General features: G+C 72.6%; 16 protein-coding genes. 5 read left to right on the forward strand and 11 right to left on the reverse strand.

Annotated features, from left to right (window positions below):
* Nucleotides 1-36 precede the first annotated feature (36 nt).
* Nucleotides 37-363: a hypothetical protein gene (locus tag OG435_RS21555; protein WP_266878831.1), complete on the forward strand. Its 327-nt coding sequence runs from the start codon at nucleotides 37-39 to the stop codon at nucleotides 361-363.
* A gap of 21 nt (nucleotides 364-384) precedes the next feature.
* On the opposite strand, the gene OG435_RS21560 is transcribed toward OG435_RS21555, so the two are convergent.
* The 3 genes from OG435_RS21560 to OG435_RS21570 all read right to left on the reverse strand — a co-directional run bounded on the left by OG435_RS21560 (nucleotide 385) and on the right by OG435_RS21570 (nucleotide 2,158).
* Complete coding sequence (locus OG435_RS21560) at nucleotides 385-573, reverse strand: hypothetical protein (RefSeq protein WP_266878833.1); 189 nt, start codon at nucleotides 571-573, stop codon at nucleotides 385-387.
* A 147-nt stretch (nucleotides 574-720) separates the two neighbouring features.
* Complete coding sequence (locus OG435_RS21565) at nucleotides 721-1,266, reverse strand: hypothetical protein (RefSeq protein WP_266878835.1); 546 nt, start codon at nucleotides 1,264-1,266, stop codon at nucleotides 721-723.
* A 130-nt stretch (nucleotides 1,267-1,396) separates the two neighbouring features.
* Nucleotides 1,397-2,158, reverse strand: coding sequence for a phosphoglyceromutase (locus OG435_RS21570; protein ID WP_250744579.1), 762 nt, complete (start codon nucleotides 2,156-2,158; stop codon nucleotides 1,397-1,399).
* Between the two features lie 162 nt (nucleotides 2,159-2,320).
* On the opposite strand from OG435_RS21570, the gene OG435_RS21575 reads away from it, so the two are divergent.
* Nucleotides 2,321-3,658 carry an MDR family MFS transporter gene (locus OG435_RS21575; protein WP_266878838.1) on the forward strand — a complete coding sequence of 446 codons (1,338 nt, stop codon included), beginning with the start codon at nucleotides 2,321-2,323 and terminating at the stop codon, nucleotides 3,656-3,658.
* A 5-nt stretch (nucleotides 3,659-3,663) separates the two neighbouring features.
* On the opposite strand, the gene OG435_RS21580 is transcribed toward OG435_RS21575, so the two are convergent.
* Nucleotides 3,664-4,197, reverse strand: a complete 534-nt coding sequence (locus tag OG435_RS21580; protein ID WP_266878840.1) for a YbjN domain-containing protein — start codon at nucleotides 4,195-4,197, stop codon at nucleotides 3,664-3,666.
* Nucleotides 4,190-5,578 carry a D-inositol-3-phosphate glycosyltransferase gene (gene mshA / locus OG435_RS21585; protein ID WP_430625669.1) on the reverse strand — a complete coding sequence of 463 codons (1,389 nt, stop codon included), beginning with the start codon at nucleotides 5,576-5,578 and terminating at the stop codon, nucleotides 4,190-4,192. Before mshA ends, OG435_RS21580 begins: the two co-directional genes overlap by 8 nt.
* A 162-nt stretch (nucleotides 5,579-5,740) precedes the next feature.
* Between mshA and OG435_RS21590 the strand changes: the two genes are divergently transcribed.
* The 3 genes from OG435_RS21590 (at nucleotide 5,741) to OG435_RS21600 (ending at nucleotide 9,288) form a co-directional block, all read left to right on the forward strand.
* A complete protein-coding gene (locus tag OG435_RS21590; protein ID WP_266878842.1) occupies nucleotides 5,741-6,550 on the forward strand; it encodes a class I SAM-dependent methyltransferase in 810 nt (269 codons plus the stop codon).
* A gap of 160 nt (nucleotides 6,551-6,710) precedes the next feature.
* Nucleotides 6,711-7,760 carry a C40 family peptidase gene (locus OG435_RS21595; RefSeq protein WP_266878844.1) on the forward strand — a complete coding sequence of 350 codons (1,050 nt, stop codon included), beginning with the start codon at nucleotides 6,711-6,713 and terminating at the stop codon, nucleotides 7,758-7,760.
* 286 nt (nucleotides 7,761-8,046) lie between these two features.
* Nucleotides 8,047-9,288 carry a PP2C family protein-serine/threonine phosphatase gene (locus tag OG435_RS21600; protein WP_266878846.1) on the forward strand — a complete coding sequence of 414 codons (1,242 nt, stop codon included), beginning with the start codon at nucleotides 8,047-8,049 and terminating at the stop codon, nucleotides 9,286-9,288.
* 45 nt (nucleotides 9,289-9,333) lie between these two features.
* Here OG435_RS21600 and OG435_RS21605 read toward each other — a convergent pair whose 3' ends face one another.
* From OG435_RS21605 to OG435_RS21630, 6 genes are all read right to left on the reverse strand, one after another.
* Entirely contained in the window at nucleotides 9,334-9,672 is a 339-nt protein-coding gene (locus tag OG435_RS21605) for a DUF2516 family protein (protein ID WP_266881966.1), read from the reverse strand.
* Nucleotides 9,673-9,796: 124 nt separating this feature from the next.
* A complete protein-coding gene (locus tag OG435_RS21610) occupies nucleotides 9,797-10,354 on the reverse strand; it encodes a hypothetical protein (protein WP_266878848.1) in 558 nt (185 codons plus the stop codon).
* 100 nt (nucleotides 10,355-10,454) lie between these two features.
* A complete protein-coding gene (locus tag OG435_RS21615) occupies nucleotides 10,455-10,850 on the reverse strand; it encodes a helix-turn-helix domain-containing protein (protein WP_266878850.1) in 396 nt (131 codons plus the stop codon).
* A gap of 62 nt (nucleotides 10,851-10,912) precedes the next feature.
* On the reverse strand, nucleotides 10,913-11,506 hold the full coding sequence (locus OG435_RS21620) for a hypothetical protein (protein ID WP_266878852.1): 594 nt from the start codon (nucleotides 11,504-11,506) through the stop codon (nucleotides 10,913-10,915).
* A gap of 101 nt (nucleotides 11,507-11,607) precedes the next feature.
* Nucleotides 11,608-12,369 carry a putative protein N(5)-glutamine methyltransferase gene (locus OG435_RS21625; RefSeq protein ID WP_430625670.1) on the reverse strand — a complete coding sequence of 254 codons (762 nt, stop codon included), beginning with the start codon at nucleotides 12,367-12,369 and terminating at the stop codon, nucleotides 11,608-11,610.
* Between the two features lie 46 nt (nucleotides 12,370-12,415).
* Nucleotides 12,416-13,660, reverse strand: coding sequence for a GNAT family N-acetyltransferase (locus OG435_RS21630; protein WP_266878854.1), 1,245 nt, complete (start codon nucleotides 13,658-13,660; stop codon nucleotides 12,416-12,418).
* Nucleotides 13,661-13,736: the final 76 nt, after the last annotated feature.

Raw genomic sequence — 13,736 nt, forward strand, 5'->3', positions numbered from 1 at the left:
GCCCTTCGCACCGCTCCCACCGAGGAGGAGACGTCCGTGCGCATCGGCGAACCCAGCCAGGAGCAGTTGCGGCGCACCTTCGAGAGCGTCCTGACGAACGTGCTGTCGGGGCGCGGAGTACGCACCGAGACGGGGCTCGACTCCCCGACGGAGAACGCCCTGTGGGCGATCCGCTACGCCTTCCCCGAAGCCCCGGACGCCCTCGTGGCCGCGGCGTACCGCGCCTTCGCGGGCCAGCTCGACGGCAGCAACGCGGCCGCCTGGCAGGCGGAGATGGACCGCAGGATCACCGAACGCGGCTCGCGCCCCTGCCCGCCGGTCCCTCCGGCGGACCGGGGCCCCCTCCCCCGGCCGGGGCCTTAGCGGGCCCGGCCCGGGTCGGTGTCACCGCTTCAGCGCCCGGTAGCGCTTGAGGAGCGCGGTGATCTTCGCGTGGTCGGCCGCGCCGTTGAGCTCGGTGAGGAGGTCGTCCGGGCACAGCTCGCAGTGGTCGCCCCACCAGTGGCGCCCCTTGTCGTCCCAGATCCGGTACCCACCCGGCACGCCCCTGGCGACGTAACGCCGCAGGCTCACGCCCGTACTCCCATGTCTCCCCCTGGTGTCCCCCGCCGGTCCGGGTCCCGCGGCACCCGGGATTCTCCCCGGTTCCCCGTCCCGCGCACGACCGGGATTCCGCCGAAGCACACCCGAAGGCACCCCGGAAGCTCCCGAGCCCGCGGGCTACCGCCGCCCGCGGCGTCGCCCGGTGTACCTCGCGTCCCGGCGAGCGCCGATGGCGGTGGTGGCCGCACCGGAGAGGGCCGTGATCATCGCGGCTGCGGCGACGACCCATTCGTGGTTCCCTCCCCCGCCCGCGGAGGATGTCACCACCGTCTGCCCGACCCCCGAGGGGGTCTCGGTCACCGTGACCATGACCACGACCGTCGCCGTCACCGTCGGGCTGCCGGCCTCGGTAGGCGACTCGGTTGGCGACTCGGTTGGCGACTCGGTTGGCGACTCGGTTGGCGGCTCGCTCGCCGGTGGCCGCATGCTGGTCTCCGGCGGCTCCGATGCCGTGGCCGTTGCCGAAGGGGACACCCCCGGCTCGACCGCGCGCCCGGCCGTGGACGTGGACAGGTGGCCGAAGGTCATCGCGGCGAGAACGCAGAAGCCCACGAGCATCAGGACGACACCGACCCAGACGAGCCGGGACCGTCTCGCCGGGCGACGCCCGCGTTCCGGGTCACCCGAGGCGGGGCGGTCGCGCTCGTCGTCGTCGGCACTCACCCCTTCAGCCTGCGCCACTCCGAAGGGGACGTGCGCGTCGTGCCACAGTGGGCCCGGAGCTCGGAGCCCGGAGCAGACGAATGCCCCCGATCCGCGCCGTGTGCGCAGTTCAGGGGCATGATCGCTTTACCTACTTCTTCTTGCCCTGGTTCTTGACTGCCTCGATGGCGGCCGCGGCGGCGTCCGGGTCGAGGTAGGTGCCGCCCGGGTTGAGGGGCTTGAAGTCGGCGTCGAGCTCGTAGGAGAGCGGGATGCCGGTCGGGATGTTCAGGCCCGCGATGTCCTCGTCGGAGATCCCGTCGAGGTGCTTGACCAGCGCGCGCAGGGAGTTGCCGTGCGCGGCGACCAGGACGGTGTGGCCGTCCAGCAGGTCCGGGACGATCGAGTCGTACCAGTACGGGAGCATGCGGACGACGACGTCCTTGAGGCACTCGGTGCGCGGGCGCAGCTCCGGCGGGATGGAGGCGTAGCGCGGGTCCCCGGACTGCGAGAACTCCGTACCGTCCTCGAGCGCCGGCGGCGGGGTGTCGTACGAGCGGCGCCACAGCATGAACTGCTCCTCGCCGAACTCGGCGAGGGTCTGGGCCTTGTCCTTGCCCTGGAGGGCGCCGTAGTGGCGCTCGTTCAGGCGCCAGGAGCGGTGGACCGGGATCCAGTGGCGGTCGGCGGCCTCCAGCGCGAGCTGGGAGGTGCGGATCGCACGCTTCTGGAGGGACGTGTGAACCACGTCGGGGAGAAGTCCGGCGTCCTTCAGGAGTTCGCCACCGCGGACTGCCTCCTTCTCGCCCTTCTCGTTGAGATTGACGTCCACCCAGCCGGTGAACAGGTTCTTCGCGTTCCATTCGCTCTCGCCGTGGCGGAGGAGGATCAGCTTGTACGGTGCGTCGGCCATGCGTACGAGCCTAATGGACGCACCCCTGCGCCCGCGCGCGGTGTGTACGGCATGTGGGGACGGTCCCCGATTGACGGCAGCCGTCAATCCAGTGGCTCTGGAAGGCCACGATCCGTAGGGTCCGAATGAGCAGAGGGACGCTTACATCTCGGGGGATTCCATATGTCCGTTGCCAGTCTGAGGCGGGCCGCCCGCGAGAGCGTGGCGGGACTGCCCCGGGAGTTCTGGTGGCTCTGGACGAGCACGCTGGTCAACAGGCTCGGGGCCTTCGTCGCCACATTCATGACCTTGTACCTGACCCTGGAGCGGGGCTATTCGGCCTCCTTCGTGGGACTTGTGGTGGCCCTGCACGGGCTCGGCGGTGTGGTGTCCTCGCTCGTCGCGGGCGTGCTCACGGACCGGCTGGGCCGGCGGCCCACGCTGATGGTGGCGCAGGCGTCGACCGCGTTCTCGGTGGCGCTGCTCGGGTTCATGGAGCACCCGGCGGCGATCGCCGCGGTGGCGCTGCTGGTCGGCATGACGTCCAACGCCTCGCGGCCTGCGGTGCAGGCGATGATGGCGGACATCGTCCGCCCGGAGGACCGGGTACGGGCCTTCGCGCTGAACTACTGGGCCATCAACCTCGGCTTCGCCGTCAGCTCGACCGCGGCGGGCTTCATCGCGGAGTACAGCTACCTGGCCGGGTTCCTCGGCGAGGCGGCCCTGACGCTGGTCTGCGCGGTGCTCGTCTACCTCAAGCTGCCGGAGTCCCGGCCGGAGCGGACGGCGGCGGAGAAGGCGTCCGCCGAGCCGGAGACCGGCCTGGGGACGGTGCTGCGGGACGGACGGTTCATGGGTGTGGTCGGGCTGTCGTTCCTGATCTCGCTGATCTTCATGCAGGGCTCCTTCGGGCTGCCGCTGGCGATGGGCGAGGCCGGGTTCTCCACCGCCGACTACGGGCTGGTCATCGCGGTGAACGGCGTGCTGATCGTGGTGCTGCAGATCCCGGTCACCCGGTTCATCGAGCACCGCGATCCGCAGAAGCTGCTGGTCATCTCGGCACTGCTGGCCGGGTACGGGTTCGGGCTGACGGCCTTCGGCGGCTCGGTGTGGAGCCTGGCGCTGACCGTCTGCGTGTGGACGCTGGCCGAGATCGTCAACTCCCCGACCCAGATGGGCCTGGTCGCGCGGCTCTCCTCGACGCACGGACGCGGCCGCTACCAGGGCATGTACACCCTGTCGTGGGCGGTGGCCTCGCTGATCGCCCCGCTGATGGCCGGCTTCGCGATCGAGCACTTCGGCGCGGCCTGGCTGTGGGGCTCGACGGCGGTCCTGGGGACCATGGCCGCGGGGGGCTACTGGCTGCTGATGAGGGGGCTCCCGCAGGGCGAAGCGGGCCCGGTGGGGGCCACGGTGGAGGCCAACGTGAACGCGGTCGTGGAGGTCGTCGTGGAGGTCGCCGCACCAGCGAGGGCGGCGGATCCGTTGGCTCCTGTGGCTCCTGTGGCTCCGGCCGCCTGACCCGGCTACTCCGCCTGGGCCGCCGCCGCCCCCGACGGCTGCGTCAGGTTCTTGAAGGCGTCCAGGTTGCGCGTGGACTCGCCCCGCGAGACCCGCCACTCGTACTCCCGCCGGATCGCGCTCGCGAAACCGAGCTCCAGCAGGGTGTTGAAGGCCCCGTCCGCCGCCTCCAGGACCGTGCCGAGCAGCCGGTCGAGGTCGTCGGGGGTGATCACCGACAGGGGGAGGCGGGCCGTCAGGTAGACGTCGCCGAGCGCGTCGACCGCGTAGGCCAGGCCGTAGAGCTTGAGGTTGCGCTCCAGCAGCCACCGGTGGACGCCGGCCTCGTTCTCGTCCGGGTGGCGGATCACGAAGGCGTTGACCGACAGGGAGTGCTTCCCGGCCTTGAGCGAGCAGGTGGTGCTCAGCTTGCGGGTGCCGGGGAGCTGGACCACGTACGAGCCCGGCGCGGGGTTCTCCCAGCTCAGTTCCGCGCCGGTCAGCGTCGCTTCGATGATCGCCGCGATGTCGGCGCTGTCGGGAAGTTCAGCGTCAGCCATGGTGGGAGCGTACGTGACGGCGGTGATCGTGCATCGCCCCCGTGTACACGTCGGCCGTGCCGCTCGCGGCGGTGTCCCAGCCGAAGAACTGCGCGTGCCGCGCGGCCGCCGCGCCCATCCGGTCCGCGAGGCCCGGCTCGTCCACGAAGCGCCGTAGCTCGCGGGCGTAGTCCACCGGGTCGTGGCCGGGTACGAGGATGCCCGTCACCCCGTCGTTGACGGCGACGGGCAGCCCGCCGACGGCCGCGGCCAGCACCGGCGTTCCGGTGGCCTGCGCCTCTATGGCGACCAGCCCGAAGGACTCGTTGTACGAGGGCATGACCAGGACGGACGCCGCCCTGAACCAGTCGGCGAGCGCGTCCTGCGCCACCGGCGGGTGGAAGTGCACGAGGTCCGCGATGCCGAGCTTCGCGGCGAGCTTCTGCAGCCCCTCGGGCTTGGCGAGCCCGCTGCCGCTCGGCCCGCCGACGACGGGCACGAAGAGGCGGGCGCGCAGCGCCGGCTCCCGGTCCACGAGCTCGGCGACGGCCCGCAGCAGGATGTCGGGGGCCTTGAGCGGCTGGATGCGGCCCGCGAAGAGCGGGATGACGGCGTCCTGCGGCAGCCCGAGGCGGGCGCGGGCGGCGGCGCGGCCGTCGCCGACGGTGAAGCGCTCCAGGTTCACACCGGGGTGGACGACGGCGACCTTGCCGGGGTCGGCCGCGTAGTGGCGGACGAGCTCGTCGGCTTCCTCGGCGGTGTTCGCGATGAGCCGGTCGGCGGCGTCGACGATCTGGGTCTCGCCGATGACGCGGGCGGCGGGCTCGGGGGTGTCGCCCTCGGCGAGCGCCGCGTTCTTGACCTTGGCCATGGTGTGCATCGCGTGCACGAGCGGGACGCCCCAGCGCTCGGCGGCGAGCCAGCCGACGTGGCCCGAGAGCCAGTAGTGGGAGTGGACCAGGTCGTAGTAGCCCGGGCGGTGGCGGGCCCAGGCCTGCATGACGCCGTGGGTGAAGGCGCACAGCTGGGCCGGCAGCTCCTCCTTGGCGAGGCCCTCGTACGGGCCCGCGTCCACGTGCCGTACGAGGACTCCGGGCGCGAGCTCGACCACGGGCGGCAGGCCACCGGTGGTGGCCCGGGTGAAGATCTCGACCTCGATGTTGATCGCGGCGAGGCGCCGGGCCAGCTCGACGATGTACACGTTCATCCCGCCGGCGTCACCGGTGCCGGGCTGGTGCAGCGGCGAGGTGTGCACGCTGAGCATGGCGACGCGGCGCGGCTTGCGGTGGCCCCCGACGGCGGCGGGCAGGCGCAGGCGCGGCGGCTCGTGCCGGGTGCCGGACCGGGCCGCGGCGAACCGGCCGCCGATGCTGCCGCCGATGCGGGACACGTACTGGCTCAAGGGAGCAGTTCCTCTCGCTCGGACGGCATGACGTGGAGAGCGCTGTCGCGCTCTTCTAGGAGTGCAACCCGGACGGCCGTCCCCCGCATTCCGGGACGGACGGTTTTCCTGCCCCCGCACCGGATTTTTATCGCGCGGGAACCCTCCGCTTACTCTCTGCACATGGCCTCCCGTTCCACCCCTCCCCCGCGGCGCCCCGTCGGCACGGTGACCCGCGGGACGACGAACCCGAACCGCCTGCGCCGCATGGACCGCTGGATCGCGGCCACGCACGGGGCGGCGCTGCGCCGCGCGGACGACCCGGTCGCGGTGGACCTCGGCTACGGGGCCGCGCCCTGGACCGCGGTGGAGCTGCTGGCCCGGCTGCGGGAGGCGGCTCCGCGGGTGCGGGTGGTCGGGATCGAGATCGAACCGGCCCGGGTGGCGGGTGCGAAGCCGTACGAGCGGGAGGGCCTGAGCTTTCGGCACGGCGGCTTCGAGGTGCCGCTGGAGGGCGGGGTCCGGCCGGCGCTGATCCGGGCCGCGAACGTACTGCGCCAGTACGACGAGGAGCAGGTCGAGGCGGTGTGGGAGCGGCTCCGTGCCCGGCTCGATCCCGACGGGCTGCTGGTGGAGGGGACCTGCGACGAGATCGGCCGGCGGCACGTGTGGGTCGCGCTGGGGCCCGAAGGGCCGCGCACGGTGACCTTCGCGACCCGGCTGGGCTCCCTGGAGCGCCCCTCGGACCTGGCGGAACGGCTGCCGAAGGCGCTGATCCACCGCAACGTGCCGGGCGAGCCGGTGCACGCGTTCCTACGGGACTTCGACCGGGCGTGGGCGGCGGCGGCCCCGTACGCCTCGTACGGGGCGCGGCAGCGCTGGATCCGGACGGCGCGGGCGCTGGCCGGGGACTGGCCGCTGGCGGACGGGCCGGTGCGGTGGCGTCAGGGGGAACTGACGGTGCGGTGGGAAGCGTTGAGGCCTTCGGGATGACGCGGGGCGCCGGGGCCGGAGGGGCTGTTGGGGCTGCGGGTGCGATCGGGACGCATCGGATGGATATCCACAAGGGTGTTGGAATTCACCGACACATGGCACCATCCCGAAGGCAATCACAAGTTACTGACGATTAGTCAATCCGGTGTCTGGGGGGACCATGAGGAAACGACGACGCGGTTCGATCGCCCTCACCTTGCTCTGCGCGATGGCGCTGCTGTCCGCGCCCGGCGCGCTCGCCGGCACCGCGTTCGCGGCGCCCGAGCCCCCGGCGGGCAAGTCCCTGGAGCAGGTCCGCACGGAGATAGAGGGTCTCTACCGCGAGGCCGGCACCGCCACGGACGCCTTCAACCTCGCGGAGAGCGAGGCCAAGACGCAGTCCGACAAGATCGTGGAGATCGCCAACCTGGTCCTCGCCGGCCAGGACCGCATCACCGCCCTGAAGAGCCGCGCGGGCGCGGCGGCCCGCGCCCAGTACCGCTCGGGCGGCCTGCCGCCGGGCATGCGGCTGGCCCTGAGCAACGACCCGACGCAGTTCCTGGACGGCAGCGACCGGCTGCGCCAGGGCGAGAAGGCCACCTCGGACCTGCTCTCCGACCTGAACCGGACGCAGACCGACCTGGAGCAGTACGCGAGGGACGCGAGCGCGCACTGGGAGACCCTGGAGGCCAACCGGGTCAAGCAGGAGGCCGCGAAGAAGCAGGTCGAGGACAAGATCAAGGCGGCGGAGGAACTCGAGAGCAAGCTGGAGGCCGAGCAGAAGGCCCGGCTGCTGGAGCTCGAGGCGGAGGCGCAGCGCAAGGCGCAGAGCGACTGGCTGTCCACGGGCGCGATGACCGGCTCCTCGGGCGCCGCGGCCACCGACGCGGGCAAGCGCGCCGTGCAGTTCGCGGCCGCCCAGATGGGGAAGCCGTACGTGTGGGGCGCCGAGGGACCCGGTTCGTACGACTGCTCCGGGCTGACCTCGCAGGCCTGGCTCGCGGCGGGCAAGCGGATCCCGCGGACCTCGCAGGAGCAGCTGCGGCTGCCGAAGGTCGCGGTCAAGGACATGCGGCCGGGCGACCTGATCATCTACTTCGACGACGCGAGCCACGTCGGGATGTACGTCGGGGACGGCGCGATGATCCACGCCCCCCGCCCCGGCCGCAACGTCACCATGGCGGGCGCGGGCTCCATGCCGATCAAGGCCGTGGTCCGGCCGGACGCGTAACGGCGGCGCGCTGACCGGGGCCGGGCACTGACGGTGGTCGGCCGCGGCCGGCCACGCTCTGTGACCACCCGTCCCTGTGGGGTGGTCACCCCGGCGGAAAGACGTCTCGGTGGGCGGGACGCCGTGCCCCCGTTCCGTGACCTTGGTCATGAGTCGACGCGGACTTTCCCACCCGATAGCGGCATATGCCGGAGCCCCGCACCGGACCCGCCATTCCGCTTCCCTCGTCCCGCGGCTAGGGTCGCCGGACGAGCGACCCCCCGAGGGGGCGGGAAGGAACCGGAGAATGCCCGTACCCGTACCGCGGCAGAGGGACATCCCGGCCACCGAGAGCGGCCCGGGCGGCGCGTCATCGCTCACCCTGCTGGTGATCGAGGACGACCCCGCCGGCGGCCTCACCGTCCCCGAGATCCTCGACGCCGACGGCCACCGCATCCGGCTGCGCAGCGCCCGCAACCTCACGGAGGCGGCCCGGCTGCTCACCCCCGACGTGAACTGCGTCCTGCTCGACCTCGCACTCCCGCACGGCGGCGCGGGCTCCGGCGACGCCGCCGATCCGTTCGGCCCGCTGCGCCAGGTGCTCCGCATCGCCCCGCGGCACGCCGTCCTCGTGCTGACCTCCGAGGAGGACGCGGACCGCGCCGCCGAGGCCGTACGCGTGGGGGCCCAGGACTTCCTGTTCCGCGACGAGCTCGACGGGCGGCTGCTCAGCCGGGCCATCCGCTACGCGGTGGAGAGAAAACGGGCGGACATCGCCCAGTACAAGCTTGCAGAATCGAAACTGCGGGCCCAGGAGAACGCCCGGCTGGAACGCGGGCTGCTCCCGCACCCGCTCCTGGAGGGTTCCGACCTCCGGTTCGCCGCCCGCTACCGCCCCGGCCGCAGCCGCGCCCTCCTCGGCGGGGACTTCTACGACACCGTCCGCACCCCCGACGGCACCGTCCACGCGATGATCGGCGACGTCTGCGGCCACGGCCCGGACGAGGCCGCCCTCGGCGTCGAACTGCGCATCGCCTGGCGGGCGCTGACCCTGGCCGGCCTGTGCGGCGACGACCTGCTCGCCACCCTCCAGGAGGTCCTCGAAGTCGAGCGCCCCTGCGAGGAGATCTTCGCGACGCTCTGCACGGTGGACATCGCCCCGGACGGCCGACGCGCGGGCCTGTGCCTCGCGGGCCATCCGGCGCCACTGATCTCCCGGCCGGGCCGCCCCGCGCGACTGCTCCCGTACGAGAACAGCGGCCCGGCGCTCGGCCTGCTGCCCCGGGCCCGCTGGCCGCGCCGCCAGGTGGAGCTGGGCGGCACGTGGAGCCTGATGCTCTACACCGACGGCCTGATCGAGGGCCGGATCGGGCAGGGCAAGGAGCGGCTGGGGCAGGACGGCATGGTCGAGATGATCAACCGCCACCTGGACGGCGGGCTGAGCGGCGAAGGCCTGCTCGAAGCCTCCGTGACCGAAGCCCGCCGCCTCAACGGCGGGGAGCTGACGGACGACGTCGCCGTCGTCCTGCTCTCCCGCGCCGAGGGCTGACGGGTCCGGACCGCGGCCCGCTCAGGGCTTACGGCCGCCTAGGCCCTACCGTCCGCCGTTGTAGGGCCCGTACGGCCCGTCGCTGCTACTGCCGCCCCGCCGGCCGCCACCGCCGCCCGAGACCTGTTTCAGGGCGGGCCGCACGTCGACGAAGAACACGATGCTGGCGACCAGCCCGGCGATCTGCAGGAAGAGCATCCCGAGGAACAGGTCCACGACCACGGTGATGCCGAGGATGACCAGCCAGAAGGTCTTGGTCTGCTTGCTCGCCGCCCGGTACGCGTCCTCGCGCGCCATGAGCGCCAGCACGAAGGCCGCCACGGCGAGCCCGAGCATGGCCCACGTGAGCAGCAGGAGCACTCCGTTGAACCCGTCCATCAACATCGCCTGACCGCCTTCTCGCATCGTGCCCGCCGGATGCTACCTGCCTCCACGCTACCGGCAGAGCCCCTTTCCCAAACCACGACGGACCGGACCCCCCGCGGGTGCCCGGTCCGTCGCGCCGTACTCAGCTCTGGTCGGCCGACTCGGCGGCGGCCTTCTTGGCCGTGGCCTTGCGGGCCGGGGCCTTCTTCGGCGCGGGCTCCGCGACGGGCTCCTGCGCCACCGGCTCGGCGGCTTCCGGCTCCACGACGACGGCGATGTCGACGATCTCCTCGGAGACCTCGCCGCGCCACGCCCGTACGGTCTGCTCACCGTGCTCGGCGACCTTGTCGTAGGCCTCCTTGGCCTTGACCGCGTACTCGGCGGCCACGCCGACCCCGCGCAGCGCCAGGTCCTGGGCGGTCTCCCCGATCTTCTTGGCGTCGATCGCGCCGAGCACCTCGGCGACCGTGGCGGTGACCGCCTCCTGCGCCTCCTTGGCCTTCCCCTTGGCCTTCTCCTGCACGGCCTTCGGGTCGGTGTTCTTCACGGCCTCGATGCGCGCGGGGGCCTCGGCGCGCAGCTGCTCGATCAGCCCGGGCACCTTCTTGGCCTGCTGCACGGCGAGGTCGGCGGTGCCGGCGGCGAAGTAGAGGGGGGTCGGGTCGGTGAGGGTCTTCTTCAGGTCATCGGCGATGGCCATGTGGTGGTCCTCCCGGATCACGGTCTCGGTTCGTGCTCAGTGCGGTTCGTGCTCAGTGCAGGTCTTGCTCAGTGCGGTTCGTGCTCGGTGCGGCGCGTACTCAGCCCGTACGGCGCGTCTCGGCATCGCCGTCGGCGGCGGCTTCGGCCTCCGCGGCGTTCTCTTTGCGGAAGGACGCGTAGATCTGGAGCAGCACCTGCTTCTGCTGCTCGCTGATCGACGGATCGGCGAGGATCGCGGCCCTCGTCTCCACGGCGTCCCGGTCCCGCTCGTCCAGGATTCCGGCCTGCACGTACAGCGTCTCGGCGGAGATCCGCAGCGCCTTGGCCAGCTGCTGCAGGATGTCCGCGCTCGGCTTGCGCAGCCCGCGCTCGATCTGACTGAGGTACGGATTCGACACCCCCGCCGCATCGGCCAGCTGCCGCAGTGAAAGCTGCGCCTGCCGCCGTTGCTCGCGCAGGTATTCGCCGAGATTCCCGACGTTGAGCGATGCCATGCCCCGATCCTGCCGCACCGTGCTAACTATTGCAAGCAGCTTGCTTGCAACAGCTCCCACGCTCAGTCGTCGAAGTGGAGCCCGGGGCGGGTCCAGAGGGTGAGGTCGCTGCTGGTGGCGACCGCCAGGGTGAGGCCGGAGGGGGAGAAGCCGGCGGCGCGGAGTTCCGAGTAGTCGGAGTGGAAGACGTGCCACCACGTCCCTTCCGCCGGCCCCTTGTGCATTCCGCCGTCGGCGGAGAGCACCACGCGGTCGTGGGGCCACTCCGGGCTGACGACGTCCAGGGTCCAGCCGTCCGGTGTGGTGCTGTGCAGGCCGCCGCCGAAGAGCCCCGCGATGGGGACCCGGGCGCCCTCGACCGGGCCGAGCCCGGGGCAGGTGAGGTCCGGCGCGGCGTCGGGGGTGCTGGTGTCGGGGTCGGGGTCCCGGTCGTGGGCGATCTTCTCGCCGGTGACCGCGTCGATGAGCCCGTGACCGTCGCCGGACACGACCATGACGAGGTCGTGCCCGGTGTCGGGATGGACGGCGAAGCCGATGCCGAGCAGGCCCCCGATCGGAGTCCTGCGGTCCAGCACCGGCCGCCACGGATCCGGGGCCGGCATGACGGGGGCGGCGGTGTAGCGCTCGCGCAGGCCCTGCTGGTGCTCCGTGATCAATCCGGCTCCTCGTTCCTCTCCGCGATGCGCGATGCGCGATGCGCGATGCGCGATGCGCGATGCGCGATGCGCGATGCGCGATGCGCGATGCGCGATGCAGGCTAAGGCGCCTTCGCGATGATCACCGTCGCGTAGTACTCCTCGGAGGTCACTGCGCGCACCGACAGCCCCGCCGCCGTCAGGGCCGAGGCGGTGACCGGGGCCTGGCGGGCGCTCGTCTCGATCAGCAGGCTGCCGCCCGGCGCGAGCCAGGGCGGGGCGCCGGCGGCCACCCGGCGGTGTACGTCCAGGCCGTCCGGTCCGCCGTCCAGGGAGACGGGCGGCTCGTGGTCGCGGGCCTCCGCCGGCAGCAGGCCGATCTCCCCGGTCGGGACGTACGGGGCGTTGACCACCAGCACGTCCACCCGGCCCAGGATCCCCGCGGGCAGGGCCGCGTAGAGGTCGCCCTCCCACACCCGGCCGCCGTAAGGGGCCACGTTGCGCCGGGCGTAGGCGAGCGCGGCGGGGTCGATGTCCGCCGCGTGCAACTCGGCGCCCGGCACCTGCGCGGCCACGGCGGCGCCCAGCGCGCCCACCCCGCAGCACAGGTCCACGACCACCGCGCCGGGCCGGGCCGCCTCCACCGCCTCCTGCGCGAGGAACTCGCTGCGCCGGCGCGGCACGAACGCCCCCTCGCCGACGGCCATCCGCAGCCCGCAGAACTCCGCCCAGCCGACGACGTGTTCCAGCGGTTCGCCCGCCACCCGCCGGGCCAGCAGCCCCTCCAGGTGCCCCGCGTCCTCGGCGGCGGCCGTCAGCAGCTCCGCCTCCTCCTCCGCGAAGACGCAGCCGGCCGCCCGCAGGGTCTCCACCAGTGTTGCCACGTACCTCAGTCCTCGTACTTCCCGTTCCAGGTTCCGTTTCGGCCGCTCAGAAGATGTCCGGGCACCACGGCCGGCGCGCCGTACGGAACACCACGTCCGCGAGCGCGACCGCCCCGGGGCGCTCCTCCGTGATCTCGCCGAGCGCCGCCAGGCGCACCGCCGACTCGTCGCCCAGGTACAGCGACCCCAGTGTGCCCACGTCCAGCCGCAGGTCGGCCGGCTCCTCCGTGCGTACGCACTCCCCCGCGCCCGCGTCCAGCCGGTAACGCCCGCCCGCCGGACCGGTCTTGTCGACCACCTCCAGGACGAGGACCCCGGGCACGGCGTACGTCCGCGCGCCGAGGGCCCGTACGACGTCCAGCAACCGCACCCACAACCAGTCCGCCGAGGTCAGCATCCGGGCGGCGCGCACATCGGGCAGCAGCCGCGCGACCAGGTCGTCGGGGGCGCGGTAGCCGGTGCGGACCTTCATCACCCAGTCGACGGAGCACAGGAAACGCCACAGCGCCCGCTCCGCTTCCGGGCTGACGGCGAGCAACCGCATGACCTTCAGGGTGTTCAGCGGAACCTTCGCGTCCGTCCAGTTGTCGTCGGTGACGTACCGGACCAGCCCGGCCACCTCGCCCTGCGCGGTGCGGTACACCGCGTGGAAGGACGGCGTGTACGGGCTGTGCGACAACGTCTCCGCGCCCGTGTTCACCTGCCACCAGCGGGCGTCGCGGCTCACCGCGCCGGGCGTGGCCGCCCGCACCCGCTCGTGCAGGGCCGGGCCCAGCTCCCGCACCTCGGCCTCGTCGACGAGGTCGATCCTCCCGCCGTCCCCGGGCAGCGGCTGCCGCGGGTCGAGTCCGGTGCGCGGTACGTCGATCTCCCACTCCGAGACAGAGGTGGCGGGCCCGTACCCGTACCGCCCGTAGATCGGGTACTCGGCGGAGATCAGCGTCGACAGCACGTCACCGCGCGCGTGCGCGGCGGACAGGTCGGCGGCCATCATCCGGGTCAGCAGGCCCTGCCTGCGGTGCGTGGGCGCCACGGTCACGTTCGTGACGGCGCTGGACGGGACGAACGCCCCGCCGGGCACGGTCAGTTCCTGCGGGAAGGAGCGGAAGGTCGCCACGCACCGGCCGGTGTCCGCGTCGAACCCGCCCTGCGTCCGGGCGAAGTCGAAGACCTCGGTCAGCTGGGCGATGTCCGCGGCCGTGGGGGGCACCGCGTTCAGGAACCCGACCTGATTGGTACGCAGCCACTCGGGAAGTTCGGATACGGCGATCGGCCGGACATCAGCGCTCATAGCCACCCACGCTAATCGGCCCGGCCCGCCCCCGTCGCGCGGATTTCCCGGGGGCGTCCCCCGGGCCGACCGGCCC

The sequence above is a fragment of the Streptomyces sp. NBC_01264 genome, assembly GCF_026340675.1.
GTDB lineage: Bacteria > Actinomycetota > Actinomycetes > Streptomycetales > Streptomycetaceae > Streptomyces.

Coding starts and splice junctions, on each gene's coding strand:
- OG435_RS21570 (WP_250744579.1), bottom strand. CDS start 2,158: ATGGCCGACGCACCGTACAAGCTGATCCTCCTCCGCCACGGCGAGAGC.
- OG435_RS21575 (WP_266878838.1), top strand. CDS start 2,321: ATGTCCGTTGCCAGTCTGAGGCGGGCCGCCCGCGAGAGCGTGGCGGGA.
- OG435_RS21580 (WP_266878840.1), bottom strand. CDS start 4,197: ATGGCTGACGCTGAACTTCCCGACAGCGCCGACATCGCGGCGATCATC.
- OG435_RS21590 (WP_266878842.1), top strand. CDS start 5,741: ATGGCCTCCCGTTCCACCCCTCCCCCGCGGCGCCCCGTCGGCACGGTG.
- OG435_RS21595 (WP_266878844.1), top strand. CDS start 6,711: ATGAGGAAACGACGACGCGGTTCGATCGCCCTCACCTTGCTCTGCGCG.
- OG435_RS21600 (WP_266878846.1), top strand. CDS start 8,047: ATGCCCGTACCCGTACCGCGGCAGAGGGACATCCCGGCCACCGAGAGC.
- OG435_RS21605 (WP_266881966.1), bottom strand. CDS start 9,672: ATGTTGATGGACGGGTTCAACGGAGTGCTCCTGCTGCTCACGTGGGCC.
- OG435_RS21610 (WP_266878848.1), bottom strand. CDS start 10,354: ATGGCCATCGCCGATGACCTGAAGAAGACCCTCACCGACCCGACCCCC.
- OG435_RS21615 (WP_266878850.1), bottom strand. CDS start 10,850: ATGGCATCGCTCAACGTCGGGAATCTCGGCGAATACCTGCGCGAGCAA.
- OG435_RS21630 (WP_266878854.1), bottom strand. CDS start 13,660: ATGAGCGCTGATGTCCGGCCGATCGCCGTATCCGAACTTCCCGAGTGG.